Below are 20,491 nucleotides of genomic sequence, written 5' to 3'. Positions count from 1 at the left end.
CATCGATATAATTATTTATCTTGCTTTTCTGACTCTTCCCGGATCCTCCAATGAGCGGTGTTCTCGATGTCCGTAACGACGCTGGCGAAGGCAGTGTCGCCAATCGCGACAATGTCATGTCCCTTCACCATGTCGACAGCCTGGTAACCCAGACCGGGACGAACATCGGCAATGGGCGCGTCACCGCCGTTGCGCAGGAACTCCTGAACTACGACCCTGAAGCCCAGGTGTGGCAAGACTCGCCGACCCTGGCACTGATGCTGTCCAGCGTCCTCAAATGGGTCGTTCTCGTCCTCATCTGGCTGGCTGCCCTTGCCGTGTTTGCTCCCGCCCCATCCCTTCCCGGCACCCCGGTCGCCGAGGCCGCACAGCCGGCCCAGCCCCCTGTCGCGGCCGACAAGCATGGCCATGGCAARAAAAAGACGCGTGCAGCCAACAAGAGCGCAAGCGTTGCCAATGAACAGGTTGCCAAGGCAAGCAGCAGCGCTTCGGCAAGCGGACCTGACGACACCTGGTACCAGGTCGCCAGATGGGCCGGCATCCTGATCGTGGCTTATCAAGTCTACTCTCACTGCGTGTGGGCGCTAAGGCTGAAAAATATCCGGTACAAGATGTCGTCGCAGCGTTTGACGATCGAGTCAGGTATCTTCAGCAAGACGACGAATACTTACGAGTTGCACAAACTTGACTCTTCCGGCCAGATCCACAGCCCCCTCTTCCTTCGGATGGTTGGGCGAGCCAATCTTTACGTCGGTGTCTGGTTGAGCGGGATTCGCAATGCCGAAGCAGTCCGGGATCTCGTCCGCAATGCGGGACAGATCGAAGCCAGCCGGGTCGACAAGGCGCGCTGGCGCTGACTTCCCCGTCCTCCCGGTCCACGGGAGACGGAATACCTTCCACTCCCATGACCGTCGTCCCGGCGGTCAGCTGTACTCTTGCCTGCGGAAAAAAAGCCACCACCTGATGCGGGGAACTCGACGGTAGGGTGCTTCGCCGTGGTAAGCTTGCGCCCTGCTTGCCGCAAGCCTGCGCAGCACCCCTTCCGCGTTTCGCATCCACAATAACATCCTTACCAAAACTTCATGGACATCATTCTCGCCCTGAAAGCGATCATCATGGGCCTCGTCGAAGGCTTCACCGAGTTCCTGCCGATCTCCTCTACCGGTCACCTGATCCTGGCCGGCAGCCTGATCAACTTTACGGGCGAAGTCGCCAAGGTGTTCGAGATTGCAATCCAGGCCGGCGCCATCCTCGCCGTGATGTGGGAATACCGTGCGCGCATCGGTACCGTGATGCAAGGTTTGACCTCGGATCCGCGCCAGCAGAAGTTCGTGGTCAACCTGTTCGTCGCCTTCCTGCCGGCCGCCGTGCTGGGCCTGCTGTTCAGCAAGGCGATCAAGAATCACCTGTTCGCCCCGGCGCCGGTCGCGTTCGCCTTCATCATCGGCGCGCTGGTGATCCTGTGGGCGGAGCGCCGCCACAAGACCCTGGCCGGTTCGCACCGCATCGAGACCGTCGACGACATGACCATGATCGACGCCTTCAAGGTCGGCTGCGCCCAGTGCTTCGCGCTGATCCCGGGCACCAGCCGCTCGGGCGCCACCATCATCGGCGGCATGCTGTTCGGCCTGTCGCGCAAGGCGGCTACCGAATTCTCCTTCTTCCTGGCGATCCCGACCCTGCTGGCAGCCACCGTGTACTCGGTGTTCAAGGCGCGCCACGACCTGCACACGACCGACCTGCCGCTGTTCCTGATCGGCGGCGTGGCCGCCTTCGTGTCGGCCTTCCTTTGCGTCCGTTGGCTCTTGCGCTTCATCAGCACGCATGACTTCACGGGCTTCGCCTGGTACCGTATCGTGTTCGGTATCGTCGTGCTGGTCACGGCGCACTTCGGCTGGGTGGTTTGGGCTGACTGAGCCGGGCTGGCTAACCTGAACAAAGTAACACCATGACGGACGACATCGAACAACGCGCGCTGCACATCCTGCAGACGGTCTTCGGCTATCCCGCCTTCCGCGGGCAACAGGCCGAGATCGTCGAGCAGGTCGCGCGCGGCGGCGACGCGCTCGTCCTCATGCCTACCGGCGGCGGCAAATCGCTGTGCTACCAGATCCCCGCCCTGCTGCGCGACGGCGTCGGCGTGGTGGTCTCGCCGCTGATCGCGCTGATGCAGGACCAGGTCGACGCCCTCGCCGAAGTTGGCGTGCGCGCGGCCTTCCTGAACTCGACCCAGAGCTTCGAAGAGACCCTGCGCATCGAGCGCCTGGTGCGCACCGGCGAGCTGGACCTGGTCTACGTGGCGCCCGAGCGCCTGATGACGCCGCGCTGCCTGGAGCTGTTCGAGGCGTCCCACATCTCGCTGTTCGCGATCGACGAAGCGCACTGCGTCTCGCAATGGGGCCACGACTTCCGTCCGGAGTACATCCGCCTGTCGATCCTGCACGAGCGCTTCCCGCACGTGCCGCGCATCGCGCTGACCGCCACCGCCGACCAGCTTACCCGCGCCGAGATCGCCCACCGCCTGCAACTGGAAGAAGCGCGCCAGTTCGTGTCGTCCTTCGACCGCCCGAACATCCGCTACGCCATCGTCGAAAAGACCAACGGCCGCAAGCAGCTGCTGGACTTCATCACGACCGAGCACACCGGCGACGCCGGCATCGTCTACTGCCTGTCGCGCAAGAAGGTCGAGGAGACCGCCGAGTTCCTCAACGAAAGCGGGATCCGCGCCCTGCCCTACCACGCCGGCATGGACTACGCGCTGCGCGCCGATAACCAGGCCCGTTTCCTGCGCGAAGACGGCATCGTGATGGTGGCGACCATTGCCTTCGGCATGGGCATCGACAAGCCGGACGTGCGTTTCGTCTGCCACCTCGACCTGCCGAAATCCCTCGAGGGCTATTACCAGGAAACGGGGCGCGCCGGCCGTGACGGCCTCCCCTCGAATGCGTGGATGGCCTATGGCCTGCAGGACGTGGTGCTGCAGCGCCGGATGATCGACGAGTCCGAGGCCGACGAGAATTTCAAGCGCGTGCTGGGCTCGAAGCTGGACGCCATGCTGGGCCTGTGCGAGACGCTGAGCTGCCGCCGGATGCGCTTATTGGAGTATTTCGGCGAGCGTTCCGGCCCCTGCGGCAACTGCGATACCTGCCTGATCCCGCCGGTGTCTTTCGACGCGACGGTGCCAGTGCAGAAGCTGCTGTCGGCCATCTACCGGGTCGACCAACGCTTTGCCGCCGGCCACGTGATCGACGTGCTACGCGGGGTGCAGACGGAGCGCATCAGCCAGTGGCATCACGACAAGCTGACCGTGTACGGCGTCGGCGCCGACCGCAGCGAGCACGAATGGCGCGCCATCGTGCGCCAGGTGATCGCGCTGGGCCTGGTCACCGTCGACCACGACGCCTTCAGCTCCCTCAAACTGACGGAAAGCGCGCGCGCGGTCCTGAAGGGCGAGCGCAAGGTGGAACTGCGCCAGTACCAGAAGCCGGTCAAGCAGAAGCGCCAGGCCGGTCCCACCAAGGGCTACGTCGAGATGGACCTTTCGCCGGCCGAGCAGAAGATCTTCGAAAAGCTGCGCTGGTGGCGCCTCGAGACCGCCAAGGCGCACAGCGTGGCGGCCTTCATCATCTTTGGCGACGCCACCCTGCGCGAGATCGCCAAGGTCAAGCCGACTTCGCTGGACGAGCTGCGCGGCGTGTCCGGCGTGGGGGCGAAGAAGCTGACCTCGTATGGCGACGAGATCGTATCGATGATTTCCGAGATGGTGTGATTTTCACTCCCGGAACAGGTGCACGAACGTCCGGCTCACCGCCAGCTTCTCCTCGCTCCCCTTCACCAGCACCTGCATGCGTTCGGCGTCGATACGCTCGGCAGCCAGGATCGCATTCACGTTGACCACGGTGGCGCGGTGGATCTGCCAGAAGCGGTCCGGATCGAGACCGCTCAACAGATCCTTCAGCGGCGTGCGCACCAGGGCTTCGTAATCGCGCAGCACGATGCGGGTGTAGCGGGTGTCGGCCTGGAAGAACAACACCTCGTCGACGTCGATCACGCGCACCTGGCGGCCGACGCTGGCCTTGATCCACCTGGTGCGCTCGTGGTGCAGGCCCGGCAGCGCCGCCTTCAGGTGGCGCAGCAACTCGCCCATGCCGGCGCCGGAGGCTTCCGTTCGCATCGACAGCTTGCCGCGCAGGCGCGCCACCGCCTTGTCCAGGCGCTCGGCCTGCAGGGGCTTGAGCAGGTAGTCGACCGCGCCGGTGTCGAAGGCATCGACGGCGTACTGGTCGTAGGCGGTGACGAACACCACGTGGGCCATGGCGCCGATGCGCTCGGCCACTTCGAGGCCCGACAGGCCCGGCATGCGGATGTCGAGGAAGGCCACGTCCGGCTCGTGCTCCAGGAAGCCGTCCCAGGCGTCGTTGCCGTTTTCCGCCACCAGCACGACGCGCGCCTCGGGCCAGCATTGCGCCAGCAGTTCCAGCAGGCGCTCGCGCATCAGGGGTTCGTCTTCGGCGACCAGCACCGTGGGATTCGTGCTCATGCTCATGCCTGCGGATGGGGGATGATGACGTCGGCGATCAGTCCCGGATCGCCGTCATGCAGCGCCAGGCCGGCGGCCTCGCCGTAGGCCAGGCGCAGGCGCAGGCGCACGTTATCGAGGCCGGTGCCGCCGCCCTCGTCCTGCTCCGGGATCGTGCTCATGCCGACGCCGCCATCCCGCACGCGGATCCGCACCTTGCCGTCGACCAGCTCGGCCGAGACCGTGACCTCGCCGCCGCGCAAGGCCGGTTCGATGCCGTGCTTGATCGCGTTCTCGACCAGGGTCAGGAGGATCATGCTGGGCAGCCGCACCTGTTCCAGCGCGCGCGGCAGTTGCAGGGAGAAGCGCAGGCGCTCGCCCAGCCGCACCTGCATCACTTTCAGGTAAGACTCGACCAGGCCGAACTCCGCGGCCAGGCAGACCTGCTCGCTGCGCATGTCGCGCATGCTGGAGCGCAGGAAGTCGATCAGGTTAGCGGTCAATTCGGCGGCGCGCGGCGCGCCATGCTGGGCCAGCTGCTGCACCGCGCCCAAGGTATTGAACAGGAAGTGCGGCTCGATCTGGGCGCGCAGCAGGCGTAACTGGGATTCGGACAGTTCACGCGCCAGGCGCGCCTGCTCGGCTTCGCGCTGCAGCTGCACGTTGAGGGCCTCGTAATGACGGTTGCGAAGGATGCTGATCAGGAGCACCGGCGCCAGGATAGCCAGCGAACCGGCCAGGACACCGCCCGTGAAATGCGACACCCTCTCCATCGTATGCGCCAGCGGCTGGCCTTGCAGCCACATGGTCATGAGGGTCGAACCCACGGCGGCGAAGACGGCAAACCCCAGCACTGCCAGCAGCAGCTTCAGCTTTTCCTGCGAAAACTGGCGATAGTTGAACCAGGCGCCGATGAGGGCAAAGGCCAGCGCAATGCCGCAGGCGTTGGCGCTGACGATTGCCGCGACCCAGCCGATATCTGGAGAGTGCAGGTGCAGGGCCGCACCGCACAGCGTGAAGACGGCCAACAAGCCGCAGGTCCAGACCCTGCCGCGCCAGCCCTTCATGGCAAGCGAGAAAGCGCGCATCTGCTGGCGCTCCACCGGCGAGCGTTCGGCCAGTTTCCGGCAGATGAGTCGGAGGCTGGGGTCTTCCGTACTGGACGCCAGTTCCGGCCGCTCGAGCACGGCAATATGCTTGTCGACGTTTGCGATCGCCCGATACTGGTCCAAAAACTTGCGCCACATGATGCCTCCTTCGCAATCGTTAATATATAGCAACGATTACAGTCTAGGCAGGCCAGTCGGCGCCGGAAAGCAAAAAGGGACGAGCGACGAATCCGGGTGGATGAACGACGACCCCGCCTCCGCGGAAGGGCATTTCCGGCAATGCCGGGAATGACAAATTATTTTTTAGTGAACACCAGGTCCCACACGCCATGGCCCAGCTTCAGGCCGCGGTTCTCGAACTTGGTCAGCGGGCGGTAGGACGGCTTCTCGGCATAGCCCTCGGCGGTATTGGCGAGCTGCGGTTCGGCGCCCAGCACTTCCAGCATCTGCACCGCGTAGTCTTCCCAATCGGTGGCGCAGTGAATGTAGCCTCCCGGCGCCAGCTTGTCGCACAGGAGCTTGACGAAAGGCGGCTGGATCAGGCGGCGCTTGTTGTGGCGCGCCTTGTGCCATGGGTCCGGGAAGAAGATGTGGACGCCGGCCAGCGAGCCGTCGGCGATCATGTTGTTCAGCACCTCGACCGCGTCGTGCTGGATCAGGCGCAGGTTTTCGATGCCCTGCTCGCCGATCTGCTTGAGCAGGCTGCCCACGCCCGGCGTGTGCACTTCGACGCCGACGAAGTCCGTGCCCGGCATCGCCTTGGCGATATGGGCCGTGGTGTCGCCCATGCCGAAGCCGATCTCCAGCACCAGCGGCGCGTTGCGGCCGAAGGGCGCGTGGAAGTCGAAGGTCTCCTTGCGGTACTCGATCAGGAATTTCGGCCCGAATTCCTCGAGCGCGCGCGCCTGCCCGGTCGACAGCCGTCCCGCACGGGTAACGAAGCTGCGGATGCGGTGATCAAGCGGGTCGTAGAGCATCGGACGGCCTTGGCTGTTGGTGGGCGTATCGGAAGACATGATCGATCGGAGACAAGAGAAAAGGGTCGACATTATATCCCCAACGGGACGGAGCCAGCCGCCATTCTCGGACATAATGGCGCTTCCACGAATGGAAAGAGAGCCGTGATGCAGTCCTTCTCCCACCCGATCGCGACCGAAGACAACGTCGCCAACTTCCAGCTGACCTCATACAGCTTCGGCAAAATGCGCGGCAATCCCGGCGCCGGCAAGAAGGTCTATATCCAGGCCTCGCTGCACGCCGACGAGGTGCCGGCCATGCTGGTCGCCCACGTGCTGCGGCGCGAGCTGGAGCGCCTGGACGCCGAGGGACGGATCGAGGGCGAGATCATCCTGGTGCCGGCCGCCAATCCGATCGGGCTGTCGCAGGTCGTCCACGGCGCCCCTTTCGGCCGCTACGACCTCGCCAGCGGCATCAACTTCAACCGCTCCTACAAGCACGTCGCCGCGGAGCTGAAGGCATCGCTGAAGGGCCAGCTGGGCACCGATTCGCAAGCCAACGCTGCCCTGGTCCGCGAACACGCGCGCCGCGCCGTCGCCAACTGGCGGACCGACAGCCCGACCCAGGACCTCAAGAAACTCCTGCTGGGGATGGCGATCGACGCCGACATCATGCTCGACCTGCATTGTGATAACGAGGCGGTGCTGCACCTGTACACCGGCACCCCGCTGGCCGACCAGGTCAAGCCGCTGGCGGCCCTGCTGGGCGCGCACGCGACCCTGCTGGCGCGCGAGTCCGGCGGCGAACCCTTCGACGAAGCCTGCAGCCGCCTGTGGTGGGAACTGGCCGACCACTTCGGGCCTTCGATGCCGATCCCGATGGGCTGCATCGGCGTGACCGTCGAGCTGCGCGGCGAGATGGACGTGCGCTACGAGCTGGCCGAGAAGGATGCGCAAGGGCTGCTGCAGTACCTGGCTTACCAGGGCGTGCTCGACATCGAACGCGAGCCGCTGCCGCCCCTGGTGGCCGAGCCGACCCCGCTGGAAGGCGTGGAACCGCTCGCCGCCCCGCACTCGGGCGTGCTGGTCTTCCTCAAGCGCCTGGGCGACCGCGTGGCCGAGAACGAAGCGGTGGCCGACATCGTCAACCCGGTCAGCGGCAAGACGACCACCTTGCGCGCGACGCGGGCCGGGATCCTGTTCGCCAGCACGGCGCACCGGCATCTGCTGCGCGGGATGCATGTTTGTAAGATTGCGGGGGATTCGGCTTTTCGGAGTGGGAGCCTGCTGGGCAGCTGACCATAACCGTCGTTCCCGCCACCTGCCCGTCGTTCCCGCTTTCGCGGAACGACGGTACAAAGCTTAGGCAGCCAGCCTGTCATCGAACAGGTAGCGCCGCGCCAGCAGCGACGCCATCGCCTCCGCCGGCATCGGCCGCGCCACCAGGTAGCCCTGCACCTCGTTGCAGCCCAGCGTACGCAGGATCGCCAGCTGTTCCTCGTTCTCGACGCCCTCCGCCACCACTTCCATGCCGAGCGCGTGCGCCATCGAGACGATCGCCTGGAAGAACACGGTCCCCTCCTTCGAGCGTCCCAGCTCGGCGGTGAAGGAGCGGTCGACCTTCAGCACGTCCATCTTCATGCGCTGCAGCTGCGACAGCGAAGAGTAGCCGGTGCCGAAATCGTCGACGTGCAGCTTGACGCCGAGCGTGCGGATCGCCGCCAGCTCGGCCAGGATCTCGTCCTGGTCGCCCATCATGGCCGACTCGGTGATCTCGACTTCCAGCAGCCGCGGCGCGACCCCGTGGCGGGACAAGGCTTCGCCCAGCTGGCGCGCGACGCCGCCGCGCAGGAACTGCTTGGGCGAGACGTTGATCGAGACCGGCGCCACCGGCCCCCTGTCGGCGGCCCAGGCGGCCAGCTGGGCGCAGGCCTGGTCGATCACGATGGCGCCGATCGGCACGATCAGGCCGCTCGACTCGGCCAGCGGGATGAATTCGTCGGGGCGGATCATGCCCAGTTGCGGATGCTCCCAGCGCAGCAGCGCCTCCATGCTGAGCAGCTCGCCGCTGCGGGTGTCCACGCGCGGCTGGTAGTGCAGCACGAACTGGCGCTTGTCGATCGCTTCGAGCAGGCGCTGGCGCAGCTGGGCGCGGGTCTTCAGGGTGCTCGACTGGGCCGGATCGAAGAAGCGGTACTGGCCCTTGCCCTCGTTCTTGCCGGCGTACATGGCGATGTCGCTGTGGCGGATCAGGGTGGCGGCATCCTGGCCGTCGCGCGGGAACACGCTGATGCCGACCGAGGCGCCGATCACGTGCTGCTCCTCGGCAATCTGGAAGGGTTTGCTGAAGGCCTGGATGATGCGCTGCGCCACCATGCCGATCTGCTCGTCGCTGTCGAAGGGGCTGAGCAGGACGATGAATTCGTCGCCGCCGAAGCGCGCCACGCGGTCGCTCGGCCGCAGCTGCGACAGCAGGCGCGTGGCCGCCGCCTTCAGCAGGCGGTCGCCGACCGCGTGGCCGTGCGAGTCGTTGACCTGCTTGAATTCGTCGAGGTCGATGAACAGCAGCGCAACGCCCTGGCCGCTGGCCTCGGCATGCGCCAGCGCGGACGGCACGAAGTGCAGGAACCAGTGGCGGTTCGGCAGGCCGGTCAGGCTGTCCTCGTTGGCCAGGCGCGCCAGCTGGGACTCGTGTTCCTTGCGCTCGCTGATGTCCTGCAGGGTCACGGCCAGGCCGTCGCCGACCCGCACCACGCGCCGGTGGCCCCAGCGGATGTTCAATCGGTTATCGTCCGGCATGCGGCGGTCTTCCTGGTGGAAGCCGCTCGCCATCGCCTGGCGGTAGTTGGCGAGCAGCTCGGCCGAACCGAGCCCGCGGTGGAGTTCGGAGATCAGGATGCCGACCAGGCTGGCGCGCGTCAGCCCGTAGAAGAAGGCGCCGCGCTCGTTGCAGTCGACGATGCGGAAGTCCACGATCTGGCCCTTGCGGTCGCGCAGCGGCGCGACCATGTAGAAGCCGTCGTTGCCGCTCTCGGTGGCGGTGCGGTAGGCGCGCGCCACTTCGTCCTGCTCGCGCGCCCGCGCCGCCGCGCGCAGCGACAGCATGCTGGCGATACCGGCCAACAGCAGCAGCACCGCGGTGGCCATCGAGGTATAGGTGCGGCTGTCGCGCCAGTAGGCCTCGGCGCCCGCCAGCGCCCCCTCGTGCGACAGCGCCACCAGCGCCACCACCGGGTAGGCGCTGGAACGGCGCCAGCCCAGCACGCGCGCGCGGCCGTCGCCGAAGCCGGCCTGCTCCGCGCGGCCGGGCCCCCGGACCGCGTCGACCAGCTGCACGCCGCGGGCCACCGGCCAGCGCTCCGCATTCGCCGGCAGCAGCGAGCCGCGCGCACCGAGGCGCACGGCGCCGCTGCTGTCCTGTTCGAGCCGCAGATTGCCCTCGCTGCCGACCAGCGCCAGCAGGCTGTTCTCGCCCAGCGTGGGCGAGCTGACGAAGGAGGTGAAGTAGGCGGCGTCGACCGCCATCAGCAGCACGCCGGCGAATTCGTCGTCCGCCGTGTCGAGGCGGCGCGTGAACATCACCGCGCCCCGCAGCGCGCCCAGTTCCGGCGGCGGCATGCCGATCCGCAGCGCGGTCGAGTTGCTGTCGCGGTGCTGGACGAAGAAGGCGGCGGACGACAGGTCGGCGTCCTGGCCGGCGTGCAGGCCGCGCGACGAAGCCAGCTTGCCGTCGCGCCCGATCACGCTCACCGCGAGGAAGGCGCTGTCGGTGAACATGCCGTCGCGCCGCATGTCCTCGACCAGGGCGCGGTTGCGCGAATGCTCCCAGCTGTGCTTGAGCTGCATGGTGATCTGGTCCATCTGGGCCAGCGAACGGGTGACGTACTGCTCGTAGGCCTCGGCGTAGGCGTCGGCTTCCTTGAAGGCCTGGTCCTCGGCGCGGCGGTGCTCGGCGTTCGCGCGCAGCATGGCGGCGCTCCACAGCGCGGCGCAAGCCAGCAGGGCCAGCGCCGGCCACAGCAGCGCAAAGAATCGGTGGGTGCGGGGGACGGTGTGCGCGCTGGGCTTGCTCATGCGGCAAGTCTAGCCAGCGCAGGTTACCGTTTGATGACAGCCCTCAGCGGCCGCGTTCCCGGGCCGCCTCGGCCAACACCTCGTTGACCTGGTCCATGTCCGCCGGCTTGACGAGGTAGTGGTCGAAGCCGGCCTCTTCGGCCTCCTTGCGGTCCTGGCTCTGGCCGTAGCCGGTCAGCGCGACCAGGGTGGCGCGCGCGCCGCCGGCCTGGCTGCGCAGGCAGCGCGCCAGCTCGTAGCCGTCCATGTCGGGCAGGCCGATATCGAGCAGCAGCACGTCCGGTCGTTCGCGCTGGGCGCGTTCGAGTGCGCCCCTGGCGTCGTACTCGACGCTGACGGCATGGCCCTGTACCTCCAGCAGCGCGGCCAGCATCTGCGCGGCGTCGACATTGTCGTCCACCACCATCACGCGCAGCGCGCCAGGCGCCCGCATGCCGGCGGCGGCGACCTCGTCCTCCGCCGCCCCGCCGAGGCTCGCCAGGCGCGGCAGGCAGATGCAGAACTCGCTGCCCTGTCCCAGTCCCCCGCTCTTCGCGGACACGGTGCCGCCATGCAGGGTGACCAGGCTCTTGACCAGGGCCAGGCCGATCCCGAGTCCGCCCTGGGAGCGGTCCGGGGTGCGCTCGGCCTGGGTGAACAGGTCGAAGATGTAGGGCAGGATGTCGGGCACGATGCCGACGCCGTTGTCGCGCACGGCCACGTGCACGCGCTCCTCGTCGACCGTCACCGACAGCGTGATCCTGCCGCCCGGCGCGGTGTACTTGGCGGCGTTGTTGAGGATGTTCGAGATCACCTGCACCAGACGGGTGCGGTCACCGATCACATGGGCGCTGCGGCCGGACAGCTGCAGCGTGAGCGAGTGGCGGCGCGCGTCGATCAGCGGCCGCACCTGCTCCACCGCGGCGGACACGATCACGTTCAGGTCGAGCTCTTCCTTCTCGAGCGTGACCAGGCCGCGCGTCACGCGCGAGACGTCCAGCAGGTCGTTCACCAGGTCGGTCATGTGGGACGCCTGGCGCACGATGATCTCGCTGGCGTTGGCGATGTTCCTGCTATCGAGGCTGCCGATCTTCAGCAGCTGGGCCGCGGTCATGATCGGCGCCAGCGGGTTGCGCAGTTCATGGGCCAGCATGGCGAGGAACTGGTCCTTCTGACGGTTCGCCGCGCGCAGCTCGTCCTCGATCTGCTTGCGCGCGGAGACGTCGCTGCCCTCGACGAAGATGCCGGAGACGGCACCGCTGGCGTCGCGGATCGGCTGGTAGACGAAGTCGATGTAGCGCTCTTCCAGCGGGCCGTCCGGCTCGCGCTGCAGGCGTACCGGCAGCGCGTGACCGACAAAGGGTTCGCCGGTGGAATAGACCCGGTCGAGCAGTTCGAAAAAGCCCTGCCCCACCACTTCCGGCAGCGCCTCGCGCGCGGCCTTGCCGACGATCTGGCGATGGCCGATCAGCTGCAGGTAGGACTGGTTGGTCAGCTCGAACACGTGTTCGGGACCGCGCAGCACGGCAATGATGCCGGGCGCCTGTTCGAACAGGGTGCGGAAGCGCTCGTTTTCTTCGTCGCGGTATTTTTCGGACAGCACCTGGTCTGTGACCTCGACGCAGGCGCAGTGCATGCCGCGGATGATGCCATCCTCGTCGCGCACCGGCGAATACGAAAAGGTGAACCAGGTGGGCTCGTCGTAGCCGTGACGGTTCATGACCAGCAGCAGGCGGTCGACGTAGGTGGCCTCGCCCTTCAGCGCGCGATCGATCAGGGGCCAGATGTCGTCCCAGATCTCGGCCCAGATGTCGTGGAAGCGCCGGCCCATCGCGCGCGGATGCTTGTCGCCGAGGATCTCGCGATAGGGATCGTTGTACAGGAAGCCCAGCCCCTCGCCCCAGGCGACGAACATCGGGAATCCCGAATTGAGCATCAGCCCGACCAGGGTGCGCAGGGCCTGCGGCCAGCTACGCGGATGACCGAGGGGCGATTCGCTCCAGTCCTGCATGCGCATCAGCGCCCCGGCTTCGCCGCCCCCGCTCAGGAACATGAGCGAGCCGGCAAGGCTGTCGGCATCGTGCGACGGTTGATCGGGCCGTGGAGCGTGTTGTTGCATGGTCATGGCTGGTCGGATGAAGACCCGAGTTTGCCATAACTTCAAGAGGCAAGCCGCACGGCGAGGCAGGGGCTAGGCGGGCGGAAGCGTTTCGGGGAAGGCTGGAGCGGGTGAAGGGAATCGAACCCTCGTCGTAAGCTTGGGAAGCTTCTGCTCTACCATTGAGCTACACCCGCGTTGCCCGCATTCTACGCGGGTTTCAACGTTGTTGAGGCTCTGTTGCACAAATAAGGAAAAGGCGAGTGTGCCTTTCTGTCGACACATTTATCGCATAGAGACCGTAACGGGCGCGCCGAGGCGCGTGAAGCGGTTCAGCACTGCAGCGCGCACTTGCAGCTCGGCGACCTGACGATCGAAGTCCCGCGCCATGATGCGTTCGCCGAGCAGCTTAAAGCAGCGCATTTTGGTTTCGACAAGGCTACGTCGGTGGTAGCCGCTCCACCTCTCCCATATTGCTCGTCCGAGGCCGGGGCGTTGCTCGCAGAATCTCGTTTTGCGCCTCGGCACCCTGACGATTCGTCTTCCAGGGTTTAGCATTCTTCCTGGTCGGGATGACTGCCTGGGCCTGGCGTAGAGCGATGGCTTCATGACAGGCCTTGGTGTCGTAAGCCCTATCACCGCTGACGGCAGAGATCTGCTCGTCGAGAGGGATCTGGCTCAATAGATCCGGCAGCACAGGCGCATCGCCAATACCGTTGTCGGTCACTTCCATGGCCCGGATTTCGAGTGTGGCGGCATCGATGCCAAGGTACACCTTGCGCCATTGCCGTCGATATTCAAAGCCATGCTTCTTTGTCTTCCATTCGCCTTCGCCCAGCATCTTGATGCCCGTGCAGATGCAAGCCTGTCGTGGTGGGTGCAACTTCAACGGTTACCTGCAGCGGCCTTTGACGCCGGCTTACCGCGCTGTAGTCCGGCACAGGTCAGTCCAGCCCAGCCCTGCCAGATGCAAAAGGCTCTCGGCCATTCCATGGCCTGGCGCAAGGGTAAGTTGAACAAACACTTGATGCTCAGACAGAATTGAATGGCCTGGTCACTGAAGGTCGGACTGCGTCCACGCTTGTCACTTGCCTGGCCGTGCCAGTTCATCGTTGGGTCGAGCCAGATGAGCAGTGAGCCGCGCGACTTGAGCGCCGCGTTGTATGCCTTGCAGTTCGTCGTTCGGTATTTCTGGGGAGGGGGTTTCATGCACAAAGGCTACCTGAGCCGCAGACGACATGCCGTCCGGCTGGATTTATGCAACAGAGCCTCTTGGGCATTTACACAACGCCGGCACCTTGCTCGGTGTCGGCGCTTGTTCGTTGAAAGAAGATCACATCTCACACTGATCTTTTACGCGATAAGGCCCCAACCAGAGTCAGGCCTAGAACGATTAAAACTCCAGTGCCGGGTTCTGGGACGCTCACAATCGGGGCCGCGCCTGCAGGGAGGTCAATGATCGCTGTGATTGCACTGAGGGCGTCATTAAATCCTGCATCCAAAGTTATATGGAGGGAATTGGGCCCTAATGTTAAGAATGGCGTAATATCAAAACTAACTATATCGAACAAGTTACCGTTGCCAATGGATGGCCCCGGTAGGCTGGCGCCTTGAAAGAGACCACCGCTCGCCAAGGCTACTCCGTTGATCCGCAAGGTACCATCGTCGTTCGGCCCGAAATTCTGACCATCAGATACGAACAATCTCAGGAAAGCCGAGCCTCCGGTATAGTTGATACCTGCAAGGTTGATGTCCCAACCCGCAGTATCGTAGGCGGAGGCGAAATTCGAATCATTACCGTCGAAAACCACTACGTCCCTATTATTTGCTGAGTTACCATCATTGAACAACACTAGCGTTGCAGCACCGTTAACCTCAACTCCAGGCTTATTAAAGTTGGTAAGATTATAAGCACCATTGGCGTTGATAACGTTTGTGGTGTTTGCTCGATATGCTTGGCTGTTAGCGAAACCCCAGAAGTTATTATCGGAAAACCCTATGTTCGTTCCGGTAACTCCATTTCCATTCACGTTGACATTTGCATTTGCATTTGGGTCCATGGAATTTGTTGGGCCATGCCAGTAGAGCAGGGAGTTTGTGACCGTGCCGGTCACGCCGCTCACATTGATCGTTCCGGTACCAGTACCTCGCAAACCACCTGTGCCAGCGGTGGTCAGATCGGTATTAAAAAACGTCGTGTAAGGCGTTAGGGCCCCAGCGTGAGCGGGGGAAATGAGTATAGAACAAAAGCTTAGAAGGCCCAGGAATGCCTGCGTCGATCTCATTTTCATGACATTAACCTTTTCGTTAAATGATTTTATTAACAAGGGACTGCGCACACTGGATAGCATAAACCGTGCCAACAGGATTCACACGTTATAAATCAGTGACTTAGAATTTTGTTCTATAATATTTTTCATCGTCCTTGTAAATTTTCTCGACAGTCTTCGTTCCAGTTACTCGTATCACATATCCCAATCTCTCGAGTCCATCGTTAAAATGATACTGCTTCGGCTTAACGTTGGGAGTGCCTTATCACAGCACCAGCCTATGAGAACTGATCGGATAATATGACATCTCTTCTTTCATCGAATAAAATCAAATCCTGCGCCAGTCAATAAAATTCATAAAAATCAATCACTTAAGTTTGCATGAAATTAATATTGCAATAATTCATGAAAAAAATTTAAAATATAGACTTTTATTTTTAAATTTCAATTTAAAAATATTTATTTACTGATGGAATTTCTGTTGAAATGCAGGCAGCTTGACCAAGCCCGAAGCCGCTGTCCCGACGTGACCTAAGATGCCCAGTACAGGCGACTGCGCAAGCCGGTAGAAACTTTCCGCATGAGCTAGCATTTTTATATTCATTGGAATCCGCAAACCGGCCCGATATATTGGAAGCGCGGCGCGCACGCCCTGGCGCCCAGCGCTTATTTCACTCGAGGAACAACTGATGGCTCACTTCGACATTGGCGCGATCGTGCGCGACCTGCACGACGCCCGCCAGCAATGGCGCCAGGCCCACCGTCCCGCCGGCGAGGTACGCGGCATTGAATTTCCTTCGCGCGATGCGCTGGCGGACATCATCGGCCAGCTCAAGGGCGTGCTGTTTCCCATGCGCCTGGGGCCGCCCGGCCTGCGCCGGGAAAGCGAAGACTTCCACGTCGCCCACGCCCTCGATTCCGCCCTGCACGCCCTGCTGCGCCAGGTCCAGATCGAGCTGCACTACAGCGCCGCGCTGAAGCAGCGCACCGACGGCGACATCGCCAGCCAGGCCATCGAGGCCACCCGGTCCTTCAGCGCCGCCTTGCCGCAAGTCCGCATGGAAATCGACAGCGACGTGCTGGCCGCCTACCAGGGCGACCCGGCAGCGCGCAGCGTCGACGAAGTGCTGCTGTGCTACCCCGGCGTGCTGGCGATGATCCATTACCGCCTGGCGCACCGCCTGTACGAACTCGGGCTGCCGCTGCTGGCGCGCATCATCTCCGAACTGGCGCATGCCGCCACCGGCATCGACATCCACCCCGGCGCGAAGATCGGCACCGGCTTCTTCATCGACCACGGCACCGGCGTCGTGATCGGCGAGACCGCCGTGATCGGCCAGCGCGTGCGCCTGTACCAGGCCGTCACCCTGGGCGCCAAGCGCTTCCCGACGAATGCCGACGGCAGCCTGCAGAAGGGCCTGCCGCGCCATCCGATCCTGGAAGACGACGTCGTGATCTACGCCGGCGCCACCGTGCTGGGCCGCATCACGATCGGCAAGGGCGCGGTCATCGGCGGAAACGTCTGGCTGACCCACGACGTGGCGCCAGGCGCGCGTGTGGCCCAGGCCGCTTCGCGCGAAGAAGTGTTCGAGACCCTGGGTTTGCCTGGCGATCCGGGCTGATCGTTATTTGGGGTTCTCGACCGTATAACCCTTGGCCTGCAACTCGGCCAGATAGCTCTTCGGGCCGAGCACCTGGCTCATCGACAGCAGCGCGAAGGTGCTCGCATTCTTCGCGAGCGCCCGTTCCGCCGTCTTCATCCATGCCACCCGGCCGCGTTCGCGCATGTCCTGGAAGGCCGGATTATTCCGAGCGAACGAACCGTTCATCATGGCGTCGTTGCAGGTGTCTTCGCGCTCGGCATAATCGAGCTTGCCGATCTCGGCGATGTTGCCGTTAGCCCAGGCATTCGCGCGCAATTTCATCGCATCGATATCGCCTTCGAAACTCTCCAGGGTCTTGGTGAAGCAGGCCACGTCTTCCATCTGCGACTTCTTGAAGTCCTTCAGCGCCTCGCGCGGATGCTCGAGCGTGACCGAGACACCGGTGCTGGTGAGCTTCACGTCGTGCTTCCTGGCGATCTTCTCGATCTGATCGGCGACTTCCCCTCCTTTCGACAGCCCGCTTTTCTTCAGCCCCGCATCCAGCAACTCCTCGGCGGCGAAGAAGGGACGGTAACGCTCGACGCCGTCGTCGCCGCCGATGTATTTCTGCTTCAGCACAGTCCAGCGTCCATAGACATCGGCCGGCAGCAGGTCGTGCAACTCGGCGCCGTCCGGGTTCTTCTTCAGGCCGATCAGCGATGGCAGCATGCTCAGTCCGCTCATCCAGCCGACCGTGACGCTGACCCCGGGACGCAGCAGCACCTCCTGCGATTGCGCCACCAGGCGTTCGACCCGTACCGAATCCCATTCCATCTTTTGCGGCAGCGGCGAATGCATGGCGAACACCCACATCACGTGGCCATCCTTCGAGACTTTCCAGAGACCGGGACCGGGACGCTTGCCCGAGACGACGACCGTGGCGGGCGCCGCGTCGAGCTCCTGCCCGGCGGGCGCGGATGCGGGCGGCGGATCGGTCTGCGCCAGCGCGGCGGCGCCGAGCAGGCTCAGGGACAAGGCACAGGCAAAGCGTGCGGCAAGCATCGGAGAACCCCTTATTGTTGTGTTGCCAAAGCTTAGCTAACTGGCATCAAGAGGGCTACTCGCGTAACAGCTTGTCACAAAGCATGCATATCTGTCAGTCGGCAGCGGGCGGCTCTTCCGGCTGCCGGTCCAGCAAACCGTGGGCCAGCTTCAGCCCCTCCACCATGGCCTGGAAGGCTTCGCGCTTGGCGTCCTCGCCCGGCACCCGCAGCACGTAGGAGGGGTGATAGGTGGTGACGATCCAGTGGCCTTCGTGGAAGACCGGCTTGCCCATCGCGTTCTTCAGCGTCACGTTGGCGCTACGCATGACCGACTTCAGGGCGGTCGCGCCCAGCGCCACGATCACGGCCGGTCTTACCTGGGCCAGTTCCTTGTCGAGCCAATAGTGGCAGGCTTCGATTTCCTTCTGCGCCGGGGTCTTATGGAGGCGCCGCTTGCCGCGCGGTTCCCACTTGAAGTGCTTGACGGCGTTGGTCACGTAGATGGTCTCGCGGTCGACGCCGGCCGCCTCGCACACGCGGTCGAGCAGCTTGCCGGCGGGGCCCACGAAAGGCTGGCCGGCCAGGTCTTCCTGGTCGCCCGGCTGCTCGCCGACGAACATGATCTTCGCCTTCTTCGGCCCTTCCCCGCCGACGGCCTGGGTGGCGAACTGCCACAGCTCGCAGCGCCGGCACTCGTCGAGTCTGGACGGCTGCTGCCGCTCCGGCTGGGCATCCTCGGGGGCGATCGGGATGGTCGTGCCCTTGCGCTGGCCCACCGCCTCGTACTGGCCGATCTTGCGCGCCCCCATCGCTGCCTCGGAAATCATGTGCGGCACGATTTTGCCTTCTGGCAAATTTTTCCAGCGGTCCGATGTGATGTGCTGGCGCATCACCTCGGCATTCAGGCGCGCCGGATTGAACACGCTACGGTAGTAGGTCAGCCACAGGGCCTCGCCGGTATCCTCCAGGTCGTCGGAATTCTTCACCAGCGGGCCGGTATTGTGCAGGGTCTGGCCATCCCACAGTACGCTGGCCTCGGGCGTGGCGATCATCCAGCTGACCTTGCCCATACGGGAAATAAAATGCTCGGCGACCTGGGGCAGCACGTCGTGGCGCGGCTCGTACCAGGCGACGAAGCGTGGCGGCCCGGCTTCAGGCGGGCGTTCGCGGAATCGGATATAGGCATGCATGTCGTGTTCCTCGCGGCGCACCGCCTTCACCATCGCATGCAGGCGCGCGCCGTCTTCGTCGGCCGGCGACTGCACCTCGTGCTCGCCCTGCTGCCAGCGCCAGATCACGCGGTAAAGAAAGGCCCAGCGGTCCGGCACGCGGCAGCAGGCGGCGCTTTGCAGCATGTCCATCAGCGAGCGCGGAATGCTCGGCGCGCCGTGTTTCGGTCCGTGGCGCGCCGGGTCCGATGCGGGCGGCGGCAAGTCGGAAGGATTATGCGGCTGCTCGGCCGTGGACGGCGCACCCGAGAACAGGTCGCCGCCGGCGTAGGGCGTGCTCCAGGTAAGCAGCTCCGGCGGCACGTCGTGGACCAGCAGTTCGCGCGCCGCCTCGCGCCATTCGGCGAAGGTCTCGACCAGCAGCGGCTGGCCCGCACGCTGTCGGTCGATCGCGCTCATGCCGCCTGCAGCTCCGGCCACAGCTTCATCTGCTGCGGGGCATCGGCCATGTTCCGCCGCAGCAGTTCGGAGGACGCCGCGTCTTGCGCCGGCTTGTAGTCGGCGGTGACCACGAAGGGCGCCAGCTTCTTCAGGCTGCAGCGCAGGCGCGACAGATCCTCCCAGCGGATCCGGCGCAGGCGGCGCAGGTCGATGAGCCGTTTGGCCGAACGCAGGCCGATGCCGGGTACGCGCGCGATCATGGCTTCGTCGGCGCGGTTCAGGTCGAGCGGGAAGTGCTCGCGGTTGCCGAGCGCCCAGGCCAGCTTGGGGTCGATGTCGAGCGCCAGGTTGCCCGCCTGCGGCATCAGTTCGCCGGCCGTGAAGCCATAGCCGCGCAACAGGAAATCGGCCTGGTAGAGGCGGTGCTCGCGCAGCAGCGGCGGCGGCGCGGACGGCACGCTGGAGGGGCTCTGCGGGATCGGGCTGAAGGCCGAGTAGTAGACCCGCTTGAGCTTGTAGCTGCCGTACAGGGTCTGGGCCGTGTTCAGGATGGTCTGGTCGTCGCTGGCGTCGGCGCCGACGATCATCTGGGTGCTCTGCCCGGCCGGTGCGAAGCTAGGGGCCTTCGGGTGCTCGTCCTTCTCGTCGAGCTTGGTGCGGATGGCGCCCATCGCCAGCTTGATCGTGTGGACGCTTTTTTCCGGCGCCAGGCGGGAGACGCTGTCCTGGGTCGGCAGCTCGATGTTGACCGACAGCCGGTCGGCGTACTTGCCGGCCAGCTCGATCAGGCGCGGGTCGGCATCCGGAATCGTCTTCAGGTGGATGTAGCCGCGGAACTTGTGCTCCTCGCGCAGACGCCGCGCGACCTCGACCAGCTGCTCCATCGTGTAATCGCTGGACTGGATGATGCCCGAGCTGAGAAACAGCCCGTCGATGTAGTTGCGGAGGTAAAAATCCTGGGTCAGCTTGACCACTTCGTCGACCGCGAAGCGGGCCCGCGGCACGTTCGAGCTGCGGCGATTCACGCAATACTGGCAGTCGTAGATGCAGAAGTTGGTCAGCAGGATCTTCAGCAGCGATACGCAGCGTCCGTCCGGCGTGTAGCTATGGCAGATACCCATGCCGTTGGTGGCGCCCAGGCCGTCCTTGTCGGCCGAATCCCGCTTGGGCGCGCCGCTGCTGGCGCAGGAGGCGTCGTATTTGGCGGCATCGGCCAGGATCTCGAGCTTGTCTTTGAGTTCCATTGCGCA

At 64.4% G+C, this 20,491-nt stretch carries 14 protein-coding genes, 1 tRNA gene and 1 pseudogene; 5 read left to right on the top strand and 11 right to left on the bottom strand.

What is annotated here, in order from left to right; genetic code table 11:
- Window positions 1-50 precede the first annotated feature (50 nt).
- The 3 genes from AB4Z32_RS15965 to recQ all read left to right on the top strand — a co-directional run bounded on the left by AB4Z32_RS15965 (window position 51) and on the right by recQ (window position 3,769).
- A complete protein-coding gene (locus tag AB4Z32_RS15965; protein ID WP_442122833.1) occupies window positions 51-857 on the top strand; it encodes a hypothetical protein in 807 nt (268 codons plus the stop codon).
- Between the two features lie 225 nt (window positions 858-1,082).
- On the top strand, window positions 1,083-1,916 hold the full coding sequence (locus AB4Z32_RS15960; protein ID WP_442122832.1) for an undecaprenyl-diphosphate phosphatase: 834 nt from the start codon (window positions 1,083-1,085) through the stop codon (window positions 1,914-1,916).
- Between the two features lie 32 nt (window positions 1,917-1,948).
- Window positions 1,949-3,769: a DNA helicase RecQ gene (gene recQ, locus AB4Z32_RS15955; RefSeq protein ID WP_442122831.1), complete on the top strand. Its 1,821-nt coding sequence runs from the start codon at window positions 1,949-1,951 to the stop codon at window positions 3,767-3,769.
- A 3-nt stretch (window positions 3,770-3,772) separates the two neighbouring features.
- Here recQ and AB4Z32_RS15950 read toward each other — a convergent pair whose 3' ends face one another.
- The 3 genes from AB4Z32_RS15950 to trmB all read right to left on the bottom strand — a co-directional run bounded on the left by AB4Z32_RS15950 (window position 3,773) and on the right by trmB (window position 6,605).
- The gene (locus AB4Z32_RS15950; RefSeq protein ID WP_442122830.1) at window positions 3,773-4,540 is read right to left on the bottom strand and encodes a LytR/AlgR family response regulator transcription factor; all 768 of its coding nucleotides are present in this window, start codon (window positions 4,538-4,540) and stop codon (window positions 3,773-3,775) included.
- Between the two features lie 2 nt (window positions 4,541-4,542).
- Window positions 4,543-5,766 carry a sensor histidine kinase gene (locus AB4Z32_RS15945; protein WP_442122829.1) on the bottom strand — a complete coding sequence of 408 codons (1,224 nt, stop codon included), beginning with the start codon at window positions 5,764-5,766 and terminating at the stop codon, window positions 4,543-4,545.
- Window positions 5,767-5,924: 158 nt separating this feature from the next.
- A complete protein-coding gene (gene trmB, locus AB4Z32_RS15940) occupies window positions 5,925-6,605 on the bottom strand; it encodes a tRNA (guanosine(46)-N7)-methyltransferase TrmB (protein WP_442122883.1) in 681 nt (226 codons plus the stop codon).
- A 147-nt stretch (window positions 6,606-6,752) separates the two neighbouring features.
- Here trmB and AB4Z32_RS15935 point away from each other — a divergent pair, with 147 nt between their 5' ends.
- On the top strand, window positions 6,753-7,883 hold the full coding sequence (locus tag AB4Z32_RS15935; protein ID WP_442122828.1) for a succinylglutamate desuccinylase/aspartoacylase family protein: 1,131 nt from the start codon (window positions 6,753-6,755) through the stop codon (window positions 7,881-7,883).
- 63 nt (window positions 7,884-7,946) lie between these two features.
- Here the strand turns inward: AB4Z32_RS15935 and AB4Z32_RS15930 are convergent, their stop codons facing one another.
- From AB4Z32_RS15930 to AB4Z32_RS15910, 5 genes and pseudogenes are all read right to left on the bottom strand, one after another.
- Complete coding sequence (locus AB4Z32_RS15930; protein WP_442122827.1) at window positions 7,947-10,658, bottom strand: bifunctional diguanylate cyclase/phosphodiesterase; 2,712 nt, start codon at window positions 10,656-10,658, stop codon at window positions 7,947-7,949.
- Window positions 10,659-10,701: 43 nt separating this feature from the next.
- Entirely contained in the window at window positions 10,702-12,762 is a 2,061-nt protein-coding gene (locus tag AB4Z32_RS15925; protein WP_442122826.1) for a hybrid sensor histidine kinase/response regulator, read from the bottom strand.
- A gap of 96 nt (window positions 12,763-12,858) precedes the next feature.
- Window positions 12,859-12,932: transfer RNA gene (locus AB4Z32_RS15920), tRNA-Gly, on the bottom strand.
- An 88-nt stretch (window positions 12,933-13,020) separates the two neighbouring features.
- Window positions 13,021-13,944: pseudogene (locus AB4Z32_RS15915) on the bottom strand (IS5 family transposase).
- A gap of 131 nt (window positions 13,945-14,075) precedes the next feature.
- Complete coding sequence (locus AB4Z32_RS15910) at window positions 14,076-14,858, bottom strand: PEP-CTERM sorting domain-containing protein (RefSeq protein ID WP_442122825.1); 783 nt, start codon at window positions 14,856-14,858, stop codon at window positions 14,076-14,078.
- Window positions 14,859-15,694: 836 nt separating this feature from the next.
- Here AB4Z32_RS15910 and epsC point away from each other — a divergent pair.
- Window positions 15,695-16,627, top strand: a complete 933-nt coding sequence (epsC, locus tag AB4Z32_RS15905) for a serine O-acetyltransferase EpsC (RefSeq protein WP_442122824.1) — start codon at window positions 15,695-15,697, stop codon at window positions 16,625-16,627.
- Window positions 16,628-16,630: 3 nt separating this feature from the next.
- On the opposite strand, the gene AB4Z32_RS15900 is transcribed toward epsC, so the two are convergent.
- From AB4Z32_RS15900 to AB4Z32_RS15890, 3 genes are all read right to left on the bottom strand, one after another.
- Complete coding sequence (locus tag AB4Z32_RS15900) at window positions 16,631-17,650, bottom strand: TraB/GumN family protein (protein ID WP_442122823.1); 1,020 nt, start codon at window positions 17,648-17,650, stop codon at window positions 16,631-16,633.
- A 94-nt stretch (window positions 17,651-17,744) separates the two neighbouring features.
- Entirely contained in the window at window positions 17,745-19,259 is a 1,515-nt protein-coding gene (locus AB4Z32_RS15895) for a UdgX family uracil-DNA binding protein (protein ID WP_442122822.1), read from the bottom strand.
- The gene (locus tag AB4Z32_RS15890; RefSeq protein WP_442122821.1) at window positions 19,256-20,485 is read right to left on the bottom strand and encodes a putative DNA modification/repair radical SAM protein; all 1,230 of its coding nucleotides are present in this window, start codon (window positions 20,483-20,485) and stop codon (window positions 19,256-19,258) included. The genes AB4Z32_RS15895 and AB4Z32_RS15890 overlap by 4 nt, the downstream gene beginning before the upstream one ends.
- Window positions 20,486-20,491: the final 6 nt, after the last annotated feature.

Origin of the sequence: Massilia sp. 2TAF26 (assembly GCF_052115005.1) — a bacterium.
Classification (GTDB): Bacteria; Pseudomonadota; Gammaproteobacteria; order Burkholderiales; family Burkholderiaceae_D; genus Telluria.
This window is presented reverse-complemented; position numbering and strand designations above follow the sequence as displayed.

What these genes read in the sequence shown, in the direction of transcription:
- AB4Z32_RS15960 (WP_442122832.1), top strand. Translation starts at nt 1,083, where the DNA reads ATGGACATCATTCTCGCCCTGAAAGCGATCATCATGGGCCTCGTCGAA.
- recQ (WP_442122831.1), top strand. Translation starts at nt 1,949, where the DNA reads ATGACGGACGACATCGAACAACGCGCGCTGCACATCCTGCAGACGGTC.
- AB4Z32_RS15950 (WP_442122830.1), bottom strand. Translation starts at nt 4,540, where the DNA reads ATGAGCACGAATCCCACGGTGCTGGTCGCCGAAGACGAACCCCTGATG.
- AB4Z32_RS15945 (WP_442122829.1), bottom strand. Translation starts at nt 5,766, where the DNA reads ATGTGGCGCAAGTTTTTGGACCAGTATCGGGCGATCGCAAACGTCGAC.
- trmB (WP_442122883.1), bottom strand. Translation starts at nt 6,605, where the DNA reads ATGCTCTACGACCCGCTTGATCACCGCATCCGCAGCTTCGTTACCCGT.
- AB4Z32_RS15935 (WP_442122828.1), top strand. Translation starts at nt 6,753, where the DNA reads ATGCAGTCCTTCTCCCACCCGATCGCGACCGAAGACAACGTCGCCAAC.
- AB4Z32_RS15930 (WP_442122827.1), bottom strand. Translation starts at nt 10,658, where the DNA reads ATGAGCAAGCCCAGCGCGCACACCGTCCCCCGCACCCACCGATTCTTT.
- AB4Z32_RS15925 (WP_442122826.1), bottom strand. Translation starts at nt 12,762, where the DNA reads ATGACCATGCAACAACACGCTCCACGGCCCGATCAACCGTCGCACGAT.
- epsC (WP_442122824.1), top strand. Translation starts at nt 15,695, where the DNA reads ATGGCTCACTTCGACATTGGCGCGATCGTGCGCGACCTGCACGACGCC.
- AB4Z32_RS15900 (WP_442122823.1), bottom strand. Translation starts at nt 17,650, where the DNA reads ATGCTTGCCGCACGCTTTGCCTGTGCCTTGTCCCTGAGCCTGCTCGGC.
- AB4Z32_RS15895 (WP_442122822.1), bottom strand. Translation starts at nt 19,259, where the DNA reads ATGAGCGCGATCGACCGACAGCGTGCGGGCCAGCCGCTGCTGGTCGAG.
- AB4Z32_RS15890 (WP_442122821.1), bottom strand. Translation starts at nt 20,485, where the DNA reads ATGGAACTCAAAGACAAGCTCGAGATCCTGGCCGATGCCGCCAAATAC.